General features: G+C 41.6%; 21 protein-coding genes and 1 pseudogene. 9 read left to right on the top strand and 13 right to left on the bottom strand.

The genetic code is table 11. The annotated features are described in order from the left end of the window. A partial coding sequence (locus NIES592_RS07635; protein WP_218600592.1) for a GxxExxY protein occupies positions 1 to 190 on the top strand: 190 nt, incomplete at its 5' end. Between the two features lie 138 nt (positions 191 to 328). On the opposite strand, the gene NIES592_RS07630 is transcribed toward NIES592_RS07635, so the two are convergent. Together NIES592_RS07630 and NIES592_RS07625 are read right to left on the bottom strand one after the other, a co-directional pair. Next, positions 329 to 781: a cupin domain-containing protein gene (locus tag NIES592_RS07630; protein WP_009456344.1), complete on the bottom strand. Its 453-nt coding sequence runs from the start codon at positions 779 to 781 to the stop codon at positions 329 to 331. Positions 782 to 851: 70 nt separating this feature from the next. Then, entirely contained in the window at positions 852 to 1619 is a 768-nt protein-coding gene (locus NIES592_RS07625; RefSeq protein WP_073555577.1) for a cysteine hydrolase family protein, read from the bottom strand. An 84-nt stretch (positions 1620 to 1703) separates the two neighbouring features. Between NIES592_RS07625 and NIES592_RS07620 the strand changes: the two genes are divergently transcribed. From NIES592_RS07620 to NIES592_RS07610, 3 genes are all read left to right on the top strand, one after another. Continuing rightward, positions 1704 to 3101, top strand: coding sequence for an amidohydrolase (locus tag NIES592_RS07620; protein ID WP_073555366.1), 1398 nt, complete (start codon positions 1704 to 1706; stop codon positions 3099 to 3101). 323 nt (positions 3102 to 3424) lie between these two features. Beyond that, positions 3425 to 5524 carry an S-layer homology domain-containing protein gene (locus NIES592_RS07615; protein WP_073555365.1) on the top strand — a complete coding sequence of 700 codons (2100 nt, stop codon included), beginning with the start codon at positions 3425 to 3427 and terminating at the stop codon, positions 5522 to 5524. Between the two features lie 198 nt (positions 5525 to 5722). Further along, a complete protein-coding gene (locus tag NIES592_RS07610; protein WP_073555364.1) occupies positions 5723 to 6343 on the top strand; it encodes a hypothetical protein in 621 nt (206 codons plus the stop codon). A 260-nt stretch (positions 6344 to 6603) separates the two neighbouring features. Here NIES592_RS07610 and NIES592_RS07605 read toward each other — a convergent pair whose 3' ends face one another. The 3 genes from NIES592_RS07605 to NIES592_RS07600 all read right to left on the bottom strand — a co-directional run bounded on the left by NIES592_RS07605 (position 6604) and on the right by NIES592_RS07600 (position 10241). Further along, positions 6604 to 7770: a YARHG domain-containing protein gene (locus NIES592_RS07605; RefSeq protein ID WP_143168347.1), complete on the bottom strand. Its 1167-nt coding sequence runs from the start codon at positions 7768 to 7770 to the stop codon at positions 6604 to 6606. 333 nt (positions 7771 to 8103) lie between these two features. Beyond that, a complete protein-coding gene (locus NIES592_RS24420) occupies positions 8104 to 8283 on the bottom strand; it encodes a hypothetical protein (protein ID WP_143168346.1) in 180 nt (59 codons plus the stop codon). 113 nt (positions 8284 to 8396) lie between these two features. Continuing rightward, a complete protein-coding gene (locus tag NIES592_RS07600; protein ID WP_443134929.1) occupies positions 8397 to 10241 on the bottom strand; it encodes a DUF1565 domain-containing protein in 1845 nt (614 codons plus the stop codon). Between the two features lie 439 nt (positions 10242 to 10680). On the opposite strand from NIES592_RS07600, the gene NIES592_RS07590 reads away from it, so the two are divergent. Both NIES592_RS07590 and thiS read left to right on the top strand, forming a co-directional pair. Beyond that, positions 10681 to 11826: a thiamine phosphate synthase gene (locus NIES592_RS07590; RefSeq protein WP_073555361.1), complete on the top strand. Its 1146-nt coding sequence runs from the start codon at positions 10681 to 10683 to the stop codon at positions 11824 to 11826. Beyond that, positions 11792 to 12004, top strand: a complete 213-nt coding sequence (gene thiS / locus NIES592_RS07585; protein ID WP_009456336.1) for a sulfur carrier protein ThiS — start codon at positions 11792 to 11794, stop codon at positions 12002 to 12004. The genes NIES592_RS07590 and thiS overlap by 35 nt, the downstream gene beginning before the upstream one ends. 267 nt (positions 12005 to 12271) lie before the next feature. Here thiS and NIES592_RS07580 read toward each other — a convergent pair whose 3' ends face one another. Together NIES592_RS07580 and NIES592_RS07575 are read right to left on the bottom strand one after the other, a co-directional pair. Next, positions 12272 to 12538 (bottom strand): MFS transporter, encoded by a 267-nt coding sequence (locus NIES592_RS07580; protein ID WP_256678097.1) that lies wholly within the window; start codon positions 12536 to 12538, stop codon positions 12272 to 12274. Positions 12539 to 12544: 6 nt separating this feature from the next. Continuing rightward, the gene (locus tag NIES592_RS07575; RefSeq protein ID WP_009456333.1) at positions 12545 to 12883 is read right to left on the bottom strand and encodes an ArsR/SmtB family transcription factor; all 339 of its coding nucleotides are present in this window, start codon (positions 12881 to 12883) and stop codon (positions 12545 to 12547) included. A 79-nt stretch (positions 12884 to 12962) separates the two neighbouring features. On the opposite strand from NIES592_RS07575, the gene trxA reads away from it, so the two are divergent. Then, positions 12963 to 13286: a thioredoxin gene (gene trxA / locus NIES592_RS07570; protein ID WP_016865963.1), complete on the top strand. Its 324-nt coding sequence runs from the start codon at positions 12963 to 12965 to the stop codon at positions 13284 to 13286. 376 nt (positions 13287 to 13662) lie between these two features. Continuing rightward, the gene (locus tag NIES592_RS07560; protein ID WP_073555360.1) at positions 13663 to 14364 is read left to right on the top strand and encodes a glutathione binding-like protein; all 702 of its coding nucleotides are present in this window, start codon (positions 13663 to 13665) and stop codon (positions 14362 to 14364) included. Positions 14365 to 14516: 152 nt separating this feature from the next. Here NIES592_RS07560 and mgtE read toward each other — a convergent pair whose 3' ends face one another. From mgtE to NIES592_RS07540, 4 genes and pseudogenes are all read right to left on the bottom strand, one after another. Further along, positions 14517 to 15914 (bottom strand): magnesium transporter, encoded by a 1398-nt coding sequence (mgtE, locus tag NIES592_RS07555; RefSeq protein WP_062246042.1) that lies wholly within the window; start codon positions 15912 to 15914, stop codon positions 14517 to 14519. Positions 15915 to 15956: 42 nt separating this feature from the next. Further along, positions 15957 to 17108: a baeRF7 domain-containing protein gene (locus NIES592_RS07550; protein WP_073555359.1), complete on the bottom strand. Its 1152-nt coding sequence runs from the start codon at positions 17106 to 17108 to the stop codon at positions 15957 to 15959. Between the two features lie 405 nt (positions 17109 to 17513). Further along, a complete protein-coding gene (locus tag NIES592_RS07545) occupies positions 17514 to 18791 on the bottom strand; it encodes a sensor histidine kinase (protein ID WP_073555358.1) in 1278 nt (425 codons plus the stop codon). Between the two features lie 494 nt (positions 18792 to 19285). Then, positions 19286 to 19735 (bottom strand): annotated as a pseudogene (locus tag NIES592_RS07540) (DUF4351 domain-containing protein); the annotation flags it as partial. 2 nt (positions 19736 to 19737) lie between these two features. Between NIES592_RS07540 and NIES592_RS07535 the strand changes: the two are divergent. Next, positions 19738 to 20343 (top strand): hypothetical protein, encoded by a 606-nt coding sequence (locus NIES592_RS07535; protein WP_073555357.1) that lies wholly within the window; start codon positions 19738 to 19740, stop codon positions 20341 to 20343. Here the strand turns inward: NIES592_RS07535 and rppA are convergent. Together rppA and NIES592_RS07525 are read right to left on the bottom strand one after the other, a co-directional pair. Next, positions 20340 to 21029, bottom strand: coding sequence for a two-component system response regulator RppA (rppA, locus tag NIES592_RS07530; protein ID WP_073555356.1), 690 nt, complete (start codon positions 21027 to 21029; stop codon positions 20340 to 20342). The two genes, NIES592_RS07535 and rppA, sit on opposite strands and share 4 nt — an antisense overlap. 195 nt (positions 21030 to 21224) lie before the next feature. Then, positions 21225 to 21662, bottom strand: a complete 438-nt coding sequence (locus tag NIES592_RS07525) for a YidH family protein (RefSeq protein ID WP_062250497.1) — start codon at positions 21660 to 21662, stop codon at positions 21225 to 21227. Between the last annotated feature and the right edge of the window lie 311 nt (positions 21663 to 21973).

The raw sequence follows: 21973 nt of genomic DNA, 5'->3' as shown, positions 1-21973 counted from the left end.
TGTAGTTGGAGAGTATTTTGTTGACTTAATAGTAGAAGAGTGCGTACTAGTAGAACTCAAAGCGGTGAAAAACTTGGATGATGGTAACTTTGCTCAATGTATGAGTTACTTAAAAGCCTCTCGACTAAAAGTCTGTTTACTGATAAATTTCGGTAATCCCAAAGTCGAAATTAAACGGATTGTGCGATAAATCCAAACACGGATGGTTTTCATCCGTGTTCATCCGTGTTCATCGGTGTTCGTTCATCACTCACCTACACAACCTAGTTACAATCTCGTGGAAAAATCGAACACAGATGCACACCGATACACACTGATAATAATATCTTCAATTTGAAATAAAAGCATCAAACCTACCAAGTACAGCCATATCTTCCGCGTCAAATTCCACAGGCGTACCACTGCGAATGAGTTCGGCAAAATCTTCATTGGGAACCATAACAGTCAACGTATATAAACGTCCCGAACCCGTATTCTCAATCACGTGAGTACCATTAGGAGGTACTAACAAACTATCCCCAGCTTTAATTGCAACACTTTTACCATCACAAGTCGCCCTACCCTCCCCCTTGAGAACAAAAAACATCTCTACAGCAAATTGATGACGGTTTGGCGGAGTTTTACCACCAACATCAAAAATTTCCACACAACAAGTCAAAGAAGTATTAGCGATCGCTGGATCAAATACGATCGCTAAACGATTTGTATCCTGGGGGCTAATGCGATAAACTTGGTAATCTTTGGGTGATTTGACAACAGGAATTACACAGCAATTAATCATATATTTTTGTCCTTTTTTGTTGATTGTTGATTGTTGATTGTTCTTCTAAACAACTAACAACTAACAACAATCAACTCATTGCTTTTAAAATTTCTTTTGAATCTGTGACAAAACCGAAACACTGCTTGACGTTATATAGTGTTGCCAACCAACAATATTCAGGAGAAGTTGTAGCTGTACAATCTTTAATAAGTATGCAGTCGTATCCTAAAAAGTTGGCATCTTGTAGAGTGGCCATGACACATTGGTCAGCATTGACACCAGTAAAAAATAGTGTCGTTCTACCCAAGTTCCTCAGAATACTATCTAAAGGAGTATCCCAAAAACCACTCATTCGGTACTTATCGATACAAATGTCTGCGGGTAATTGCTCAAGCTCATCCACCACTGCGGCTGCCCAACTACCTTTCATGAGTACCTTAGCACCGTTGCTAGGGAGTGGATCGCCTAATCCCACACCTTCACCTGTAGGGTTGTAGACGTGATGTACGCTTGCACTAATATTGAGTAAGTCAGGACGATTTCCCCAATTTACCCATACTATAGGAACTCCAATCGTCCGCAGTGTTGGTAGGAGATTTTGTAAAGGTTTGATTGGTTGACGTGCTGGGGTGACATCTACACCAATGTGTGCTAGCCAACCATGAGGGTGACAAAAATCATTTTGCATGTCGATGACGAGGATGGCGGCTTTTGCTAAATCAAGGCGCAGACTTTTGGTTTCTGTTGTTAAGATAACGGGTTGTGGGTTAAGGGGAGGACGAGTGATATCTGCGATCACCTGATTTACTGCCCAAGCGTTTGGTGCAACTCCTAATTTCCGAAGAGGCAGATCCATAAAAGCAACATCCAACATCATTGTTTACTTTGTAACTTGAAATTAGCTTCTTGAGTTTGATTACTTAATTAAGGTTAAACATTAATGAACTTTACTATTGAGAATGCTTTAATTCCTGTCGAGGATGGTTACACTACCGTTGATGTGCAAGTTGTTGAGGAAAACATCACTGCGATCGCACCCCAGCTAGAAGTGGTGGGAACCCCCATTAACGGTGAAAATAAACTTTTATTACCAGGTTTCTTCAACGCCCATACCCATTCATCGGAAATGTGGCAACGGGGGATTATGTCTATGCTACCTCTAGAATTATGGCTAGCAGAACTCTACGATTTCGCACCTCTCGATCCAGAAAAAGTTTACCTTAGTGCCTTGGGAACAGCAGTAGAAACTCTACTTTCTGGTGGCACAAGTGTCGTAGATCATTTAGTATTAATACCTGGTAAAGAACTAGAAACGATCGCCACAGCAGTTCGTGCTTACAAAGAAGTTGGTATTCGTGCCTTTGTTGCGCCTTTAATTCAAGATGAATCGATTACTGCTGGGATTCCATCCGGGGAAACCCAACAAACCCATGAACCTTATTTTCGCTCAACTCAGGCAACATTAGAAATTATCGAAGAAGCGGTAAAACAGTTTCATCGTCCAGAAGAGGGTGTTAATATTCTTGTAGCCCCGACTGGTATTCAACTGTGTTCTGATGCCTTATTTGATGGATGTAGACAGTTAAGCGAAAAGTACAATCTTTGTCGTCACTCCCATTTACTAGAAACTAAAGCGCAGGAAAAACTTGCTCAAGAAAAATACGGTTGTACTGCTGTTGCACACCTAAAGCGCATTGGTTTTTTAGACGATCGCACAACTTTAGCACACTGCGTCCACCTCAGTGACAATGACATTGCCATCCTCGCTGACACTCAATCTACTGTTGTCCATAACCCCCTAAGTAACTTGCGTTTGGGTAGTGGTATTGCCCCGATTTTAAAATATCGGCAAGCAGGGGTAAACGTGACTTTTGGTTGTGATGGTGCATCTAGTAATGATTCCCAAGACTTACTAGAAGCGATCAAAATTGGTTCTATTTTACATAACGTCACAGATTTAGATTATCAACACTGGATTACACCCCGCCAAGCAGTAGAAATGGCATCTTTGGGCGGTGCAAAGGGATTGAATACACAAGACAAACTTGGTTCTCTTAGCGTTGGGAAAAAAGCTGATTTAGTACTTTATGACCTCACCAATTTATCACTACTACCACGTACAGACCCAATTGGTTTGTTAGTTTTAGGACGCCCTAGCAATGTAGTTAGTGATGTGTGGGTAAATGGTAAACAAATTGTTGCTGATGGCAAAGTTAGGACTATTGATGTTGATAATTTGCGACAAGAATTATTTAATCATAGTCAATGGGATACTCAGCGTCAGTCTCAAACCGTTGCCCAAATTGAAGCGCATTATCGATTAGTGATGGGTTTGTGATGAGAGAGCGATCGCACGTATTATTATTATGTGGTGTAGGCGATCGCTTGTCAATTTCTATAGTTTGTAGGCTTTGCGTAAATTAGTAGTGTTTTTAAACGCAGAGGGACGCTGAGGATAGCGCACTAGCTACCCAAACTGTAACAGCAATGGTAAAGAGTAAAATGGATTTTCCACAATAGATATGCGATCACACTAATGATACCTAGCTAAGTTGCTCAATACCTTCAATTGATCGCAGATGCTGAACTTCTTGTCATCAAGCAGCTGTAGAGTTACTTTTGATAGTCATAATTTAAACATTCGCCTAATCATCACAATCAATGGTCAGCTCTACCCTGGTTGCTACACTTTTTGTTAACCCCATAACGGGGAATGATGCTAATGCTGGGTCACGCTTAGTTCCATATAAAACCCTTACCCGTGCCTTAAAAACATCCAAAGCAGGAATGATTATTCAACTGGCACCGGGTAACTACAACACTGCCAATGGTGAGATTTTTCCCCTCATCATCCCAGCTGGAGTCATGGTAGTGGGTAACGAAGCAACAAAAGGACAAGGCATTATTATTTCTGGAAGCGGAGAATATCAAAGCGAAAGTTTTGGGCTGCAAAACATCACACTGCTGCTACTAGATGATGCCAGTCTCATGGGTGTGACTGTGACAAACTCGATCACCAAAGGCACAGGTATCTGGATTGAATACGGCGCACCAACTTTAGCCAATAGTACTTTAGTCAACTGTGGGCGAGAAGGTTTATTTGTCAGTGGTACAGCCAAGCCAGCAATTCTCGATAACCTATTTACCGAAAATGGTGCTTCTGGACTGGTAATGGCGCGTAATAGTAAAGGAGAAGTGCTGCGGAATGTAGTTCAAAAAAATGCCATCGGCATTGCTGTCAGTGACTTTGCTGCTCCTTTAATTACACATAACAAGATATCAGAAAATCGAACTGCGATCGCTCTATCTCGAGATGCACGTCCAGTACTGCGACAGAATGTCATCGAAAAAAATTCCCAAGGCGGTTTGTTAGTAAACGGTAACGCCATTCCCGATTTGGGTAGCACTCAAGATCCTGCTGGTAATATTTTTCGCAGCAATTCTGGCTTTGATGTGCAAAATGCTACATCAGCAAAATTAGTTTCAGCGGGAAATCTATTAAACCCCGTGGGGATCAAGGGTTTGGTAGAACTGAGTGCAACTGTTGAAGACACTGCCAAACCAATATCTGTGAACACGAGTTTTGCCGATATGACAGGGCATTGGGCAGTTGCTTTTGTAGAAGCTTTACTCAGTAAAGGCTTAATTAGCGGCTTTGCTGATGGTACGTTTAAACCAGAAGCCCCCATCACCCGCGCTCAGTATGCAGCGATGATTGCTAAGACTTTTGAGCTACCTCTGAAAAATAAAATCAGTAAATTTACGGATATAAAATCCGATTTCTGGGCAGCCGCAGCCATAGAAAGGGCTGCTAGTATGGGGTTTATAAGCGGATTCCCAGATGGTACATTTCGACCAGGACAAAACTTAACAAAAATTCAAGCAATAGTATCGATAGTAAATGGGTTACAACTAAGTGGTGGTAATCCAAATGTGTTAACCGTGTATCGCGATCGCGCTCAAATACCCAGTTATGCCATTGATGCTATGGCAATTGCTACCCAAAAACTACTAGTGGTGAATTATCCGCAAACCGAAATACTCGAGCCTTTGCGGGATATCACGCGCGCCGAGGTAGCAGCATTAATTTATCAAGCATTGGTGACTAGCGGTAAGCAAAAACCAATAATTTCTCCTTACATTGTCAATCCCGATGCGGATATTGCCTCATTCACCGATCTGAGAGGACACTGGGCAGAAGGATTTATTCGGGCATTAGTCAGCATGAATTTAACTCGTGGTTTTGCTGATGGTAGCTATAAACCAGATCAAGCAATGACTCGCGCCCAGTATGCTGCTTTAGTAGCAGCTGCATTTAATCCTATTGCTAAACGCCCAGCACCAGAATTTACTGATGTACCCAAGGATTTTTGGGCATACAAGTCCATCCAACAAGCAGCACAAGGCGGTTTTGTCGCTGGTTTTAATGATCGCACCTTCCGCCCCCAACACAATGTGCAACGACTACAAGTAATCGTTTCTTTGGTGAATGGACTGAGCCTACCAGCAGCCAATACTGATGTATTATCTAGCTTTAGCGATCACAACACTATTTCTGACTATGCCCGTACAGCAGTCGCCACAGCAACTGTACAAAAAATTATCGTCAATTACCCAGATACTAAAAAAATTGCACCAACGCGAGAAGCAACACGAGCAGAAGTAGCAGCAATGGTATATCAAGCATTAGTCGCGATCGGGCGATCTCCAAAAATTAATTCACCCTATATTGTTTCCCCTTTTGCAGTTGGTAACGAGTAGAATAAAAGACATTCTTTTATTGCTAAATATAAAGAAAAATAGTTATGGGGATTGTTAGTAGTTAGTAGTTGGTTGTTAGTTGTTGGTTGTTCACCACTATCCACTATCCACTCACCACTATCCACTCACCATTAATAATCTTCAAAACAAATAAATTTACTTCAACTATCTAACAAACAGTAGCAAAAAGCTAGCTATATGCAACGGGAGCAAAATTTAGCCCTATTGCCTCAAAATGAAATCCCACCATTTACACCAAGTTTGGGAACATCTGCCGACTTGGCAATAGCCTTATTGATTCATTACAGTTTTGATCTCAGTGGTTATCAAGCCAGTGAGTTGGTTAATCGTTGGCAACAGCAATACTCTGATAGTTGGTTACATATAGCAGTGATTGAAGCCCTCTATCAGGGGCGTTACAAAGCGATATCAGTACAGCAAATCTTAACACTTTGGCAGCGGCGGGGACAGGCTGTTTTTCATTTCAATATGGAATTTGAGCGCCTAATTTGTAGCAAATTCCCCGAAAGTTTAACTTCAGTGTCAACGTGGCCTCAATTTTCTGCTTACCATACTCCTCGTGCCGATGAAGAGAAAAAAGAGGAAGTGGAAACACAAAGACACAGAGACACCAAGATCGAGAAACACGAAGAAATTTCTCCCCATCTTCCCACTACTCATACTCCCAAACCACAACGACAGCTTCTCCCGGCTGCTGTCAATCATTCTCCCATCGAACAATTTACCCCCCAAACAAGCGATCGCTCTTTGTCATTTACCTCAAAACTGAAAGCGATGTCTAATAACAAGCTAATATGAAGATAAGAGGCTATAGGGAATAGGAAGATAGAAAATTATTAATTATGTATAATAGTTTGGCTAATTACTTACGATATTATGCTTTGTTATTGGTTATTGGTCGTTGATTATTTATTTCTCCTATGACCAATTACACATTACCTATTATCTTTTTAATAATTTACTTATATTAATAATTCAAAATCTAAAATCGGATGGCAGGGGCGACAGAAAAACACCCTGGTTGAAGTCGCCCTTCAAACTAAGGTAGTTTAAGGTATTTATGGGTTTAGCGTCATGCCATGAATACGCTGGTACTCACGTATCATAATGGCATTCTTCAACTCTATTTGGGAAAGAACAGAGTCAGGAAACTCTCCTGGTGCATAACGAGGTTTATACCAACTTTGACTCTCAAAGTAACGCTGTAGCTTTTGCTCTTTAAATCGACGACCATGACGGGCATAGATTTCATTGCGCATGAGCGTTAATTCCTGCGCACTCAATCCCTTAAGATCTGCTGAGGTAAGCAATCGCTGCTGAAAGAGTGGCTTTGATGTTGCAGCCAATACCTGAGAGTTGGGAAGTGGGGATTCAGTTTGATTCAAAGTAGGTTGTTTCTTGGCTGGTTGTGAAGTAATCTCCAAGTCGATAGATGTCGGCAGTGGCGGTTCAACTTGATTCAAGCTAACCTGGTTATTTGTTAGTTGCGAATTAGTTTTCGCTTCTGGTTTGACCGATTTGGATAGTAGCGGTTTTACTTGATTTCGACTAGCTTGGTTCTTTGCTGGTTGTGAAGTAACCTGCGATTCGATATCCTCGGATGGTTCAACAGCTGTAAAGCTTGTCTCTGGAAGATCAATTTCTGGTGTACTGATGTTAATTTTCTCTAAGGCGTTAGTACTGTATGCAGGGTTAAGATTGGCATACTTCTGTACTGTTTTCTGCAACTTAGTATTAGCTGAGGCAAATTGATCTGATAAAACAACCCAAGAGGAAATTCCTCCAACAGCGAACCCTCCAGCAAACATCATTGAAGCTAGTCCTACCTTGGAACTTAAGCCTACACCTGATGACTGACTAGAGACTTTTGTGTGTGGTCTGGGGTTTAATGAATTTGTCTGGGATTCTCGAGTGTAGTGTTCAATCTCCTCCAGGTTTTCATCATCCAAAAATATATAAGAAATTGTATCCAGCAATTTCTCCTGCTTCACTCCTTTGTAGGTTGGGTATTCTTGGGTAGACTCTGTTGTTGATGCAATAGATTCACCAAGAGGGTAGTGTTGGATGGGAAATACTGATAAATCAGCAGGTTGGTGAGGATTTTGTTTGATAAAATCTGCTCTGGGTACAACAACTCTTTGAATTAAGGTTGTTTGCTGGGAAATTTCTTGTTGTATCTGTGACTTAGGTTTGTTCGCAGCCGTTTGAGTTTCTGGAGAATTCATATCAATCTTCCCGGGATCATTCTCTGTAAAAGTTAGGGTGAGTAGATTCGGGATGCTGCACAATTCCTCCTGTTGTGTATCATCTGGCTCGTAAAGGTTGGTCTCATTAAAAGTCGTCCTATTGCAAGTATCCATGTTGCTGTTGAGAGTCTAGGTGGTTATCTTTGTTGCAAGAGGTGTTCGTGAAAGGATTAACACACTAGTGTGTCTCACTAAAGTACTAGGAAAAACATGTTACAGTTAGCTTTTTTACGATGAATTTTATCTATCATCTCAAGCTACAGTGGAAATATGCAACTAGTTGACCATCAATTTTGACACTATTTTCTACACTCAACTGAAAATAGAGGCAATGGAAAGATGGGAAAAAGGCGGAATCAAGGGAAAAGAAGCAATTATTAAATTAATATTAAACAGTCCAATACTGAGGCAATGGTCAATAACCATTGACCACTTACCACTGATATCATGTCCGACTAATTGCTTATGATATAAAGCTTGGACGTTGAGCATTGGGCATGGTGAAAAAATAACTCATGATCACCAATTACCCATTACCCATTACCAATTACCGACCCCGACGGATAATAGTAAGTGTTCAAGCGGACATTATATACATTGTATGACTAGTATCCAATTGGCTCGATCATAGTTCTCAAACCATTATTGTTAAGAATAGTTAACATTTGCTCAGCGTTATGGCGGTTGCTAAACACTCCTGCTTGCATGACTGCTCTACCCTGCCAGAAAGTAGGAAAAGCACCAGGTGCCAGAAATCTAACTAACTCCTGATCTTTTTGAGTTTGTACTTCTGTTATCACCCGGTAACGCATACCGAGCGCGCCACCAGCATAAGCTGTAGTTGTAGAATTTTCAGATACTGGTGGTTGATTACCAACAGAAATATTACTGCTCGTAGGTGGTGGTTGCAGTACTGGCAATGTTTGGATTTGATTTGTTGCCGTTGTTACTGGTGTGGGTGTGACTGGATTGATGGGGGATTGGGGTTGGGGTGCAACAAATTCGATTGTAGGCGTTGCCATCTGTACATAATTTACTTGTGGTGTAGTCGCTTGTTGTTGCCAACCTGCGACTGTTTGTTTAGGTGTCAAGCTACTAGGAATCGGAAATCCCGCAGCATTTCTTAAGGGAAGTGGTTTTGGTTTAGGAGAATTTGTCACTACTCCAGAAGTGACTGGTCGTGCGGGCTGTTTTGGCTGGGTAACAGTTACCACAACTTTAGAAGTAGTATTTGCTGGTTGTAATGGCAACAGTTGGGTATTTAATGGTTTTGCAGCATTGTTAGTACTAGAAGATACAGCAGCCGGGGGAGGGGGTAACTTCCCTGCGGAGGTAATGGTATTAGTAGAGACACTGGGAGCAGAAAAGGTGATTTCCTGAGTGACTTGTGTTTGCTGGGTGCTATTTTTGGCGATCGCAGCAGATGATGAGTTTTCAGTCGTAGCTATTGTACCGCCAGTGTTGACGGTACCAACAATGCGATCGCCAGCAATAACGTTTCCGTAGGCAGCTATTATCTGCTTAACAGCACTGGCATTGATATCATAACGGGCATTATTACGAAACTGATTACCACCGGCTTCGGAAGTGTTACCTAAATCTGGTTGTGCTTGCCCTAGTACTACCAACCCATCTTCTCTATTACCCTCAATTACGTTCTTCCGTAAAATGGGACGAGAAGAAGCTTGCACAATGATCCCGCTTCTATTGTTGGTAATTTGATTGTTCACTACCACAGGTTGGGCTTTTTGAGCAATATTAATGCCAAAGCCTGTTTCCTGAAATACATTATCTCGTATTTCTGCACGAGAGGCATCAGTAACTGTAATGCCATTGGCACTGTTGCGATAAAAGAAATTGTTGCGGATTATTGGTGCAGTGTTGCCAATTACCGTAACTCCATCTTGAGTATTACCAGTGAATGTATTTTCTGTAACTGTAAAATTACTAGATTCAATCCATAGACCGTAACCCCCTGGGTTGGAGTTTGTCACCGTTACCCCTGTTAGTGTTGCTCCTTTTGCACTGACAACAGCGACATTTTTACTACCAAAATTCCGGCTCAGGTAATCATCACCTCCACTAATGATAATGCCACGGCCTTTGCTACTGCCATTACCTTGAAGGGAAACACCAGGCTTGAGTATCAAGGGGAATATTTCTCCAGTTGCGGTGCTATAAGTCCCTTTAGCAAGCTTAATTACAGTGTTGGGAGTAGCAACCCGTAAAGCCTGGGTAATCGTTTTGAAAGGAGTGCTTTCACCCCCATTTCCCTGCTTGTCATCTCCAGTAATAGGATTGACAAACAATGCCTTCACCTGAGAAATTGTTGTCTGGCTGGGTGTCTGAGCAATAGCTGTATCAAAGTAGCAGTTCAAAAGCATCAAACTTGCTACTCCCATACCAGCAGCGTTAAACAATAAACTCGCGGAACGGTATATCAAAAATATTGTCACCTCCAAGTACGGATGTGATTTTTGTTTTTGAGTAATCTTATTGTCTGGTAGAATGTCATCCTGACAAGGCTTAGAAACAATGGGGGGGTAAATCACCTTTTCTGCACTCCTTACAACCAACTAGCAATTTTTATACTCTCTAAATTGCAAAAATGTCGATGATATCACTCATATATTGAATTGGTAATTGGTAATTAGTAATGGGCAACTCGGGGGCCCCACTCCCTATGATCGTGGGGATTAGGAGCAACAGGGAATGGGGAAAGGTAATATTGATAATTTGTCTTATACCCAATGCTCGATCCCCGATCCCCCTTACTTGGGGGGTAGAGGTTGTAGTAAAAATATTTTATAATTCCTACTTTCTAATTCTTTATCTCGAATCTCAAATCTTTAATAAATCAACAATAGACATGAAAAAATTATTGCAACTATGAAACGGACTGACTGTTACGATCTAAACACTAATGGGATTGTTGTAATGGTCGAGCCATACAGCCAAAGAGAGCAAAGAAATCTGGTTATTTACCGCATTTTAGATGCGAATTTAGACCGTGCGCGTGAAGGCTTGCGAATTATTGAGGAATGGTGTCGCTTTGGCTTGAATAATGCCCAGTTAACTGGGGAATGCAAGGGAATGCGGCAAGAATTAGCAAGCTGGCATACTGCTGATTTACGGTCAGCACGGGATACACTGGGCGATCCTGGTACTGAGTTAACTCATCCCCAGGAAGAACAACGCACGAGTATCAAATCTTTGCTGCAAGCTAACTTCTGTCGAGTACAAGAAGCTATGCGGGTACTAGAAGAATATGGCAAGCTTTATAACCCAAATATGGGAAAAGCTTTAAAGCAGATGCGTTACCGAGTGTACACCCTAGAGAGTAATTTGATGGGTTATCAACGGCATCAGTTACTGCTGCGATCGCATTTGTATCTTGTTACCTCCCCCACTGATAAACTACTAGAAATAGTCGAAGCTGCTCTCAAGGGAGGATTAACCCTAGTACAGTACCGCGATAAAAACGTTGATGATGCTGTTCGCCTCCAACAAGCTCAAAAATTACGGCAGTTATGTCACAACTACAACGCCATTTTTATCATCAATGATCGGGTAGATATAGCTTTGGCAGTTGATGCAGATGGGGTACACCTAGGACAGCAAGATATGCCCATTGCTGTGGCTCGACAATGGCTGGGGCCTCACCGCATAATTGGTCGCTCTACCACAAATGCTGATGAAATGCAACGGGCAATTAAAGAAGGAGCAGATTATATAGGTGTAGGGCCTGTTTATGAAACTCCTACAAAAGAAGGTAAGCCTGCTGCTGGTTTAGAATATGTTAGTTACGTCGCTAAAAATTGCTCCATCCCTTGGTTTGCTATTGGCGGTATTGACCCCAACAACATCAATGACGTGATTGATGCTGGGGCAAAGCGTGTAGCAGTGGTGCGTGGAATCATGCAAGCCGAACAACCTACTTTAGTGACGCAATATTTTTTATCGCAGCTGAATCGTATTCAACCAGATCCTGATCATTCCTATGTCGAATCAAATTACTATCCAGATCAATGGTGAACCTCGTAGCTGCTTGCCTCAAACTCTTCTACCCGAATTACTTCAACAGTTAGGGTTCAATCCTCGGTTGGTGGCAGTAGAGTACAATGGTGAAATTTTACACCGTCAGTATTGGCAGGAAACAAAAATACAGCAGGGCGATCGCTTGGAAGTAGTCACTATTGTTGGTGGGGGTTGAAGAACAATACAGTTTAGTTAGCACAGGCGTCATTGCCCAATCTTGGGGCAAAGCTTCACGGCTATAAACTTCCAAACAAATTTAAGTTGTATTATGGGAATAATTCAGTAAAATTGCCCAATATTCCAGAATAATCTTAGACTTGTTTGTAGTTTCTGGTTGAGAATCCTATTTTGGGGGCTATTGCACAATACGGTTCAGTTAAGGATTTTTAGTACAAAAAATCGACCTGTAGAGACGCGCTGTTTGAAGTGTCTCTAAAAGAGATCATGGTCTTATCTGAACCATATTCATCGAACTACCGACACTCAAGGCAAAAGTCAACCCCAAGAGAATCCAAGGATTAATTACTTGTGCCAGAGTCAATACTCCTAATAGCACCGCTACTACTAGCATGACACTCTGTGTCAATAACAACAGTTTACGGCGATCAACTACATCAGCGATCGCTCCGGCTGGTAATGCCAGCAAAAAAAAAGGCAGACTTGCTGCCGCCTGCATCAGCGCTACTAAAAGCGGTGAATTGGGAGCCAGAGTCGTCTAACGACTCTTCAACATCGATTCTTGACTCAGTAATGGTTGTGCTGAGCGCAACACGACATCCAATAATCCCGGAAACAATTGTTCTAAATCTTCTCGCCTGAGTGAATTTATGTGTTGTGTTCCCTCTTTACGAGTCCAGACTACGCCAGACTCTCTTAAAATTTTAAAATGATTGGACATGGTAGACTTGGCGATCGCAAAATCAAAGTCAGCACAACATTGCTCTCCTTTAGTCGCTAACTGCCGCACAATCTCTAAGCGCACAGGATCGCCTAAGGCATACAACACTCCCGCTAATGATATATGTTTTTGTTCTGGGTGAAACAGAAATCTCATACTTGCACAATCGCCTAAATTAGATTATATTTTATTTATTCGATTTTATCGAATAAACGAATTAAATAGGAGGGCAAGAATGTCATCCATTACTAATGTGACAGAAGCCACATTCAAACAAGAAGTCCTAGAAAGCGAGATGCCCGTATTAGTGGACTTTTGGGCACCTTGGTGTGGTCCTTGTCGCATGGTGGCTCCCGTGGTAGATGAAGTGGCTGCTGAATATGTGGGGCAGGTGAAAGTGGTGAAACTGAATACAGATCAGAATCCCACAGTTGCCAGCCATTATGGGATTCGTAGCATTCCCACGCTCATGGTATTTAAAGGCGGTCGCCAAGTCGATACGGTAGTGGGCGCCGTGCCAAAAACAACTCTAGCTAAAACTTTAGCACAGTATCTGTAATCTAGGTTGTCAGTAGGGTGGGCTATTTGTCCACCTTCGCTAATGCAACAGATGCTGAGCCAAAATTGTGACGTATAATTTTTATCTCAAGTGAATCTGCAATCCAAATTCCAGTGGAAATGGTTCACTATGGCATAACCAAAACAGCCCAACTAGCCATTTTTCGTGGTTTAGCAGAAATGACTGCTGGTAGTGGAGTCACAGTCAACGCTGTTTGAGCAGGATCTAACCTTAAAGAACAAAGTCTGAGGTACTTAGAGAATTAATTAGAAAGCTAAAAATCAAGAAAAAGTCCCCTTCTAGGGGCGAGGCTTGTATCCCAGTTTTCTGGTCAATTATTGAGCAACGAAAGCACAACCGAATCGGAGGAAAATTCATGATAGAGCTTTACTATTGGACAACACCCAACGGTCACAAAATTACCATGTTCTTGGAGGAAGTCGAACTTCCTTACACAATTATTCCTGTAAACATTGGTGCAGGCGATCAGTTTAAACCAGAATTTCTCAAGATTTCACCCAACAATCGTATACCTGCGATTATTGACCGCGAACCTGTTGATGGTGGTGAGCCAATTTCAGTTTTTGAGTCTGGGGCAATTCTGTTGTATCTGGCAGAAAAAACTGGGAAATTGCTTCCCACTAATGTGCGCGATCGCGTTGAAGTCCTACAATGGTTATTCTGGCAGATGGCAGGATTGGGGCCAATGGCTGGTCAAAATCACCACTTCAGCCAATACGCACCAGAAAAAATTCCCTACGCCATCAATCGTTATGTAAATGAAACAGCAAGATTATACGCTGTGCTGAATAAACGGCTGAGCGATCGCTCCTTTGTCGCTGGTGACAATTATTCAATTGCTGATATCGCCGCCTATCCCTGGATTGTTCCCTACGAACGCCAAGGGCAGAAATTAGAGGATTTTCCTCACCTCAAGCGTTGGTTTGAAACAATTCAAGCACGTCCAGCCACAGTCCGCGCCTACGAAAAAGCAGAAGCATTTAAAAATCAAACACTTGACGTCGAAAAATCGCGGTCATTCTTATTTAATCAATCAGCGCAGACAGTGCAACCTTGAGAAATGCAAGTTGCGAAAATTATCTTTTAAAAACTGAGTCATATCATGTACGTTTGAGGATTTATCATATCTATGAAGTCGGTAATTGGTAATTGGTAATTGGTAATGGGAAATACCAACTAAATAATTCTACGGAATCTATAGCAGCTTCTTTATAGTTGTAAAATGGCTCTTGCTAGCATGAGATAAATAAAAACTCCCAAAACATCTACAATAGAGGTAATAAACGGGGCTGACATTAAGGCTGGATCTAAACCGATCGCACCAAATAAAAAAGGTAAGCCAGAACCTGACACCGCTGCTAAGATAGTGATAGTGAGCAGACTTGTTCCTACAGTAATTGCGATTGGCAAACTGCCTTCCAAGAAGTAAGCCCAAAAAATCACTGCAATCCCTAAGATCGCCCCCAACAGCGCCCCTGTGATTGTTTCTCGCGTCACTACTTGCAAAGCTTTTTTGACGCCAACTTCCCTGAGATTCAAACCTCGAATTACCACCGTGGAAGATTGCGCTCCCACATTTCCACCAGCGTCAATCAATAAGGGGATAAAAGCAGCTAAGGCAACAACTTGTTCTAAAACATTCTCCTGAGCGCTGATAACAGCAGTAGTACCAGTATTAGCAATCAAGAGAACAAATAGCCAGACAACGCGTTTCCGAGCTGCTGTCAACACGTTCGTCTGAAAATAATTATCACCTCCAGCTTCCACCGCACCTAGTTTGTAAATATCTTCTGTGGTTTCTTGCTCTAAGACATCCAGCACATCATCCACAGTTACGATACCAACTAGACGCTGTTCTGTATCTACTACGGGTACAGCTACTAAGTCATAGCGTTGGATAATTTGCGCTACTTCTTCTTGGTCTGTGTCTGTGTAAACGAATACCACATCACGAGTCATAATTTCACCCAGTCTTTGTTCAGGCTGAGCAATCACTAAATCTCTAAAGGAAAGAGTTCCCGTGAGGCGGCGTTCTCTGTCAGTCACGTAAAGATAGTAGATAATTTCAGTAGCACTAGCTAAAACGCGAACCCGCTCGATCGCTTGGCTGACTGTTAAATCTTCCTTTACAGAAAGATACTCTGTAGTCATGATCCGCCCAGCAGTACCCTCTTTGTAGCCTAAAATTAGGGCAGTAGCTTCGCGTTCAGCTGGACTGAGTTGTTGTAATAGCCTTTCAACAACAACAGCCGGTAACTCGTCAAATAGTCGCGCTCGATCATCCGGCGACATCTTATCTACTATCTCGAGAACTTCTTGTTGTCTGAGCTCTGCAATCAAGGACTGCTGGATACTGGAGTCGAGATATTCATAGACTTCAATAGCCTCTTGTTTGGAAAGTAAGCGAAAAGCTATAGCCTGCATAGCTTTTGGCAAACCCTCGATCGCTTGGGCGATATCCGCAGGTTGTACAGGTACTAATAGGGCTTTCGCTCCCTGGAAGTTTTGTTGTTGCAGCAGTGCTTCGAGTTGCGATCGCACTAACTCCACAAGTTCTTCTCGAGACACACTGGGTTGTCGTGAAGAGGAAGGTGGATTTTCAGTCAAAGGACACCTCCTTAATCAAGATTTACAGCGACATGAAATTAGCTAGTAGCGGAACACAGCAGCTAGCGGCGTATTATCTGGTACTGCTTCCGGCTCAACTGCATAAACTGTTCCACCGTTTAATAAAGTATGAATGGCAGCAAAATCCATTAAGTCCTCGTCACCGATTTCTTTTTGTTGATGCAATTCAACTTGATTCTCATCGGGAGTAAAGTATCCCCATTGCTGCACCCCAACCGCAACAAACAAAGTATCAATTAGCTTGTAGTAAGCCATCGGAACAATTTCGTTAATATTGTTACTAGTTTGTCCTGTACCTGCTAATTCTTGATAGCGCTCAGCTGCTGTTTGTTGATCTCGCTCAAATTCAGGCTGGACAATCTTCCAAGCTAACGAGTGTAACTCTTCTGGTTTTAAATCCTCTGGATTACCTGCAACTCCTTCATCCAGCAAATGGGGATAGGTATTCGCTTCTTTGTAAATTGAAAACAGATATTCCACCCCAGCCAATACTAAAGGTGCTTGCTGATTCTTGAGCAGTTCTTGCAGTCCTTCATTCACCTGACGAAAGTATCGCAGGATCTTATCTTTTTCCTCTTCATTACCAGCACCATGACCATGAAATATTGCAGCGCGATCACCACCGCCTCCTTGTGGTGTACCAGTATGGAACTGTAACTGTTTATCAGCAGTATCATATTTCAGTGCCTCGGCAAGACTTTGAGGCACGTTTTCTAACTCAATCTCGTTCACACTATAGCGTGTACCTTGAAACAATCTCACTTGATTTTGGCTGAGAGCTAGGATATAAAATTGTCCATCTCCTGTCAGTAGAAATAGCAATGGCTTGAGGTGGAAGCGGTCATTAACAACTACTAATTCTGCAAAATTAAGTGGTAAACAGTAATAACTAAACACATTTTTAGATATAAAAATTGCTAGTCCATCGCTTTGGTGTTGCCAAAATTCATAGTTATCAATTTCCTGTGCTGGTTGCAGCAAATCTCTAGCATCTTGAGCGCGAAGACCACTTTTGATGAGTTGTTCCTCTGCTTCTCGCATCAAATTTTTAAATCGAATAGGGTTTTGTTGCGTTTCTGCGCCTAACTTAATAGTAGGCATATAAAGTGAGACACAATATCCATCTGGTTTTTCTACTAGAGTTTTTAGTTCATTAATAGACAACAATTTCATGTCTTTTCCTCCTGAATCAAAATACCCAATATTAAATTTTTGGATTTACATCTAAAAATAAAAAAGTGAATCAAAAATTCACCTCTTTGATTTGCAGTTTATTTAAATATTTAATCCGGTTGTCATTCAAGATATTCATAGTAATATTGCTTGGGATTTTGTCCCAAATCCCAGGCAGTATGAAGATAAATGGGGAGAGAAAAAGTCAAAAGCTAAAAATCAAAAGATTTTTGATTTTGTACTTTTTACTTTCCCCATAGCCCTATTAGCCAAAACACCTATGGGTTTCAAACCCATTACACACAACAACTAGAGGTCTAAAGGAGTGTAAGTAACTTTTTTCTCTAGCTATCTTCAGTATTGCCAAAAAATGTGAACAGAAAGTGACAACATCAACTAATGTGGCTATTTGAGTGGCAGAATTATTTGAAAAGTTGATCCCTTCTCGACTACACTTTTGACACTAATATGACCACCGTGTGCAGAGACGATTTGTTGGACAATCGATAACCCTAAGCCATATCCGCCAGTTTTGCGCGATCGCTTTTTATCCACCCGATAAAATCGCTCAAAAATATGTGGTAAATCACCTTCCGGAATACCAATACCATTGTCTATCACTTCAATTACAGCCCAATTTGACTGGGTGAATAGCCGCAGTTGCACTTGACCTCCAGCAGGACTATATTTGCAGGCATTATCGAGCAAATTAACTACTGCTTGACGCAGCAAGCCGACATCACCCAGGACAATCACACTGCCAGTTGGTAAAGTATAAGTTAGATTCAGATGTTTTGCAGCCTCTTGTGTTGTATATTCATCTGCTATCTGCACAAGCTCACTCTTTAAGTCAACTTTTTGCAAAGATTCAGAAGATAATCGACCTGCATGACGCGCTAGAAGTAGCAGATTATTCACCAAAGTATTCATTGACTTGGCGACATCAAAAATCTTCCCAAAGCGCTGACGCTGTGCTTCTATATCATGAGATTTAGATAGTAAGCCATACTGGGCATTGCTAATAATAGCTGACAAAGGCGATCGCAATTCATGGGAAGCATCAGCGGTGAAGCGTTGTAGCTGATCGTAGCTGTCACGAATGGGTTGCATTGCTATTCCCCCCAAGTACCAACCAGCTAAACCGATAACCCCCAATGTTACTGGTACTGTCAACAGCAAAACCAGCCGTAACTGGGCTAGATTATTTTGAGTAGATGTCAGTGGTGTGGCAACTTGCAGATAACCAATTAATAAATTATCCTGGTAAACGGGTAGCGTTAACTCACGGAGCCAAGTCACGGTGGACGCTCCTTCTGAGGAGTAAAATGTAGTCTTAAGAGTGTGAAAACCAGAGGTTATTGTAACCTCCGCCTCTGGAGTTTTACCGAAAAATTGCACCAACTGCCCTTGTGTATCGTACCAACGCGCATATACAAATTCACTACCCTGTGGTGGCACGTTACTCCCTAAAAGCGGCACATTTTCTAGATCTAACTGTTTTTTACGCGGATCGTACTTTGCGTTCACTGTCATCAGTTTAGATTTTTTGTGAAGTAAGCGATCAAGATCCTCTAGTTCGTCTAAGACTGCTTGATAGTAAAGAACTCCCGCAAAAACAACCAAAATGCTCCCCATCGTTAGGGTAAACCATAAAGCTAAATTGCTGCGACTGCGATGAAACATGAAACTAAGGCGAGAGGCTTATACTATGCAGATGTCGCTAAAATCCTCTTATATCATGTTCGCTTGAATACTTATATTGTCACGTGGGCTGATAATAGGTAATTGGTAATCGGTGAGACTACTTGCCGTCTTGGCTTATGACTAGATGGCAAAGTAGCGAACCCGAAGGGTAATGGGAAAAATCAATAACCAACAGCGAAGCTTAATAATATCAGCAATTAATCCAACTTGAGATTAAAGCGTGTTTATAAAAGAGTTTAAAGACGATACATATTATCTTATTTTACTACCTAGACTAGAAAAGCTAAACCCATCACCATATCTTCCGTCGGTCAGATTCCTGGTAAGCTCACCGGAATTGCAACTCGCCCTGAGTGCGCCTTGAACTGAAGTTCAACCCTCATAGCCCAAGTCCGTTAAAACGGAGAAGTTAGGTCAAGTTTTTCCAATTCTGCTGCTGACAAGTGCGCACCCATAACTTTGTTGCCATCAGCTTAACTTTGAAGCGCTTCTAACCAAGACTGCAAATCAGCCAAACTGGTAAAATCTAACAGTGCTTCACTCAAATCTTCGAGAACAGTTAAGGGTAAATTGAAGATTTGCGATCGCATTCCTCCCGACAGTTCTCCAAACCGCTTAGTTAGCAATCTAATTACAAGATTAGCAGCCTCTTGCTGTCGGCCTTCTTGTCGTCCTTCTTCCTTAATTTCCCGGTAAACTCGTGTTTCCTTCAGGGTAATTCCTAACATTTGTTCTACCTCTGTTCGGCTCAATTGCTCAAACTTGTACACCATTATCGTTGTGATCATCTCTATTATGGCGCGAGTCGATGATTGAGATGCTTCCTGCTGACTTCTGGTTAATAAATATCTCGCTTCTTCTGCTGCTTGTTCTTCCTCCAGCGTAGTCAATACCATCAATGCTACCCATAAAGGTGAGGTCCTATATGTCTTTGTCCCAATTGTTGCAAAAACTGCACTCTTCCAAACTAGAATATTTACTGCCTCTGCCACTGCTCCTAGTTGCTTTTGGAATTGGTGGTGAATCGTTGACAAACCTGCTATTAAGTCGTTCCTACACTACACCAGACAAGCTCCAAGCTGATACACACACAGCCAAGGTAAAATTTGCTGCCAAGGTGCTAGTAACCGAAGTTGAAATTGAAAAAGAGCAGGAGTTTACCGAAGTCGAACTTCAGACCGCAAACTCTGTACTCAAAAAGTTAATATTCAAAGTTCCAGCTACAGAATTAAACTCTCTAAAAGCCATTATTGCTCAAGAAATAGGAGTGTCTGGTGAAGTAGAAACTCTGCAAGCTGATACACAAATGCAAATGAAGTCTGCGGTTCAAGTGCTAGGAATTCTAGCTGAAATAGAAAAAAAGCGGGGACTTACAAAAGTTGAGGTCAATACCGCCAACTCTATACTTAAAAAATTAGAATTTGAGTTTCCTGTCACAGAATTAAACTCTGTAAAAGCCATGATCACTCAGGAACTGGGACTATCCCGTGAAGATGCCAGAATGTTCGTAAGCTATCGGATCAAAAATTAATAAGCATTTAAGTTATCTGGTGCTTTCAAACTATAACCCATACCATAGACAGTTTTAATCCAATCGGCTGCACCAACTAACTGTAAGCGATGCCGCAACTTGCGTACAAGTACAGTCAATGCATTACTTTCTGGTTCCGTACCCCATTCCCACAATGCTTCTTCAATCTGCTCACGGGTTAAGACTTGGTTGCGGTGACGCATCAGGTACTCTAGCAATTGAGCTTCTCGTGGTGATAATTCCACACAGGCTTGATTGCGTTCAACAGTTAAGTTACTTAGATGTAATTGTAAATCTGCAACACTGAGACTGTCTCCTACCCACTGGGGAGAACGCCTCCCTAAAGCACGTACCCGCGCTAATAGTTCTACCAAGTCAGCAGGTTTGACAAGATAGTCATCAGCTCCTGCATCTAAACCTGTGACTTTATCCAGTGTCGTATCCTTAGCAGTGAGCATTAACACAGGTGCAGTTTTGCCAAGAAGTCGATATTGACGGCAAAGACTTAACCCGCTAATTGTGGGCAACATCCAGTCCAAAATTAGCAAGTCATAATCTTTTTTAGACAATAACCACTGTGCAGTTTCTCCATCTTCAACGCCATCTACAATATACCCAGCTTCCGACAGCACACCCTCCAATGGTTCTAATTGTTCGGGATCGTCTTCTACCAGTAATATTCGCATACAGCTTTTTGGCAACCAACGCAACTATGAATTGCCAGCCTCCTTGTTTATAGTAGAAAAATCAAATTTGTCTCTCGTCTTCCACCAGTAAGATTTTGGTATCGATTTTGGATGCCTAGATTATTCAGACAGAAAAAAGATTACATTTCTGCCAACAGGTACTTTTTAATAAAACATAACTTCAACAGACATCCTCTAAAGCCAATTTCGAGATTGTGACGGAGTTAATTTCCTCTGTGAAGGAGGTACTGTATTCCGCATTATCAGTAAAGGAAGACTGAAAAATCCGAACAGCATAACTATTCCTGCTATCACCCAAACCATATAACGCATCGGTCGATAGTCACCTTTCTCTATTTGCCAGTAAGCCTGGTTGTATCGCCATGCTGCAAAGGCAATAGTCATAATCCCAAAAATTACCAAAGCAATTCCTAAATTTTCGGAATTAAAAAAAGCGTGTGATGGTGGCTCTTGTTGTGTCACGGTAAAATTAAGCTGACGCAAAAATAGACCAAACCTAGCAATAGCAAAACCAAAACCGATGAATGCGATCGATGTTCTCAGCCAAGCCAGAAATGTACGCTCGTTTGCCTGATGCTCTCTTTGTCGGTCAACTTTGGGTATTTTGTTCATGACTTGGTATCTTAATCTTTCATATCCAAAGCAGAACATACCCTATTTAGTTTTGCAGATACTCCATCTGACGAATAAATTTCAAACTACTCATCATAAATTGTTTTCACTAGAGTGAGTAACACCAATTTCCTTTAAACGTGAAACATACTTTCTCTTTGTGTCTTAGTGTCTTTGTGGTTCAAAAATTTTTAAACACTAAGTATTTTGAGGTGATACACCCGCAAAAAAATGTAGAGATATAAAAACTTTACATCTCTACATAAATTATACATAAATTAAAAAAGCGTCAGTGATATAGACAACCTAAT

Origin of the sequence: Fischerella major NIES-592, from assembly GCF_001904645.1 — a bacterium.
GTDB classification, from domain to species: domain Bacteria; phylum Cyanobacteriota; class Cyanobacteriia; order Cyanobacteriales; family Nostocaceae; genus Fischerella; species Fischerella thermalis.
The sequence above is the reverse complement of the archived record's forward strand: the minus strand, read 5'-3'. Positions and strand labels throughout refer to the sequence as shown.

Coding starts and splice junctions, on each gene's coding strand:
- NIES592_RS07590 (WP_073555361.1), top strand. CDS start 10,681: ATGAAACGGACTGACTGTTACGATCTAAACACTAATGGGATTGTTGTA.
- NIES592_RS07620 (WP_073555366.1), top strand. CDS start 1,704: ATGAACTTTACTATTGAGAATGCTTTAATTCCTGTCGAGGATGGTTAC.
- thiS (WP_009456336.1), top strand. CDS start 11,792: ATGTCGAATCAAATTACTATCCAGATCAATGGTGAACCTCGTAGCTGC.
- NIES592_RS07625 (WP_073555577.1), bottom strand. CDS start 1,619: ATGGATCTGCCTCTTCGGAAATTAGGAGTTGCACCAAACGCTTGGGCA.
- NIES592_RS07610 (WP_073555364.1), top strand. CDS start 5,723: ATGCAACGGGAGCAAAATTTAGCCCTATTGCCTCAAAATGAAATCCCA.
- NIES592_RS24420 (WP_143168346.1), bottom strand. CDS start 8,283: ATGCTCAACGTCCAAGCTTTATATCATAAGCAATTAGTCGGACATGAT.
- NIES592_RS07545 (WP_073555358.1), bottom strand. CDS start 18,791: ATGTTTCATCGCAGTCGCAGCAATTTAGCTTTATGGTTTACCCTAACG.
- NIES592_RS07615 (WP_073555365.1), top strand. CDS start 3,425: ATGGTCAGCTCTACCCTGGTTGCTACACTTTTTGTTAACCCCATAACG.
- trxA (WP_016865963.1), top strand. CDS start 12,963: ATGTCATCCATTACTAATGTGACAGAAGCCACATTCAAACAAGAAGTC.
- NIES592_RS07535 (WP_073555357.1), top strand. CDS start 19,738: ATGTCTTTGTCCCAATTGTTGCAAAAACTGCACTCTTCCAAACTAGAA.
- NIES592_RS07575 (WP_009456333.1), bottom strand. CDS start 12,883: ATGAGATTTCTGTTTCACCCAGAACAAAAACATATATCATTAGCGGGA.
- NIES592_RS07605 (WP_143168347.1), bottom strand. CDS start 7,770: ATGAATTCTCCAGAAACTCAAACGGCTGCGAACAAACCTAAGTCACAG.
- NIES592_RS07550 (WP_073555359.1), bottom strand. CDS start 17,108: ATGAAATTGTTGTCTATTAATGAACTAAAAACTCTAGTAGAAAAACCA.
- NIES592_RS07630 (WP_009456344.1), bottom strand. CDS start 781: ATGATTAATTGCTGTGTAATTCCTGTTGTCAAATCACCCAAAGATTAC.
- rppA (WP_073555356.1), bottom strand. CDS start 21,029: ATGCGAATATTACTGGTAGAAGACGATCCCGAACAATTAGAACCATTG.
- NIES592_RS07525 (WP_062250497.1), bottom strand. CDS start 21,662: ATGAACAAAATACCCAAAGTTGACCGACAAAGAGAGCATCAGGCAAAC.
- NIES592_RS07560 (WP_073555360.1), top strand. CDS start 13,663: ATGATAGAGCTTTACTATTGGACAACACCCAACGGTCACAAAATTACC.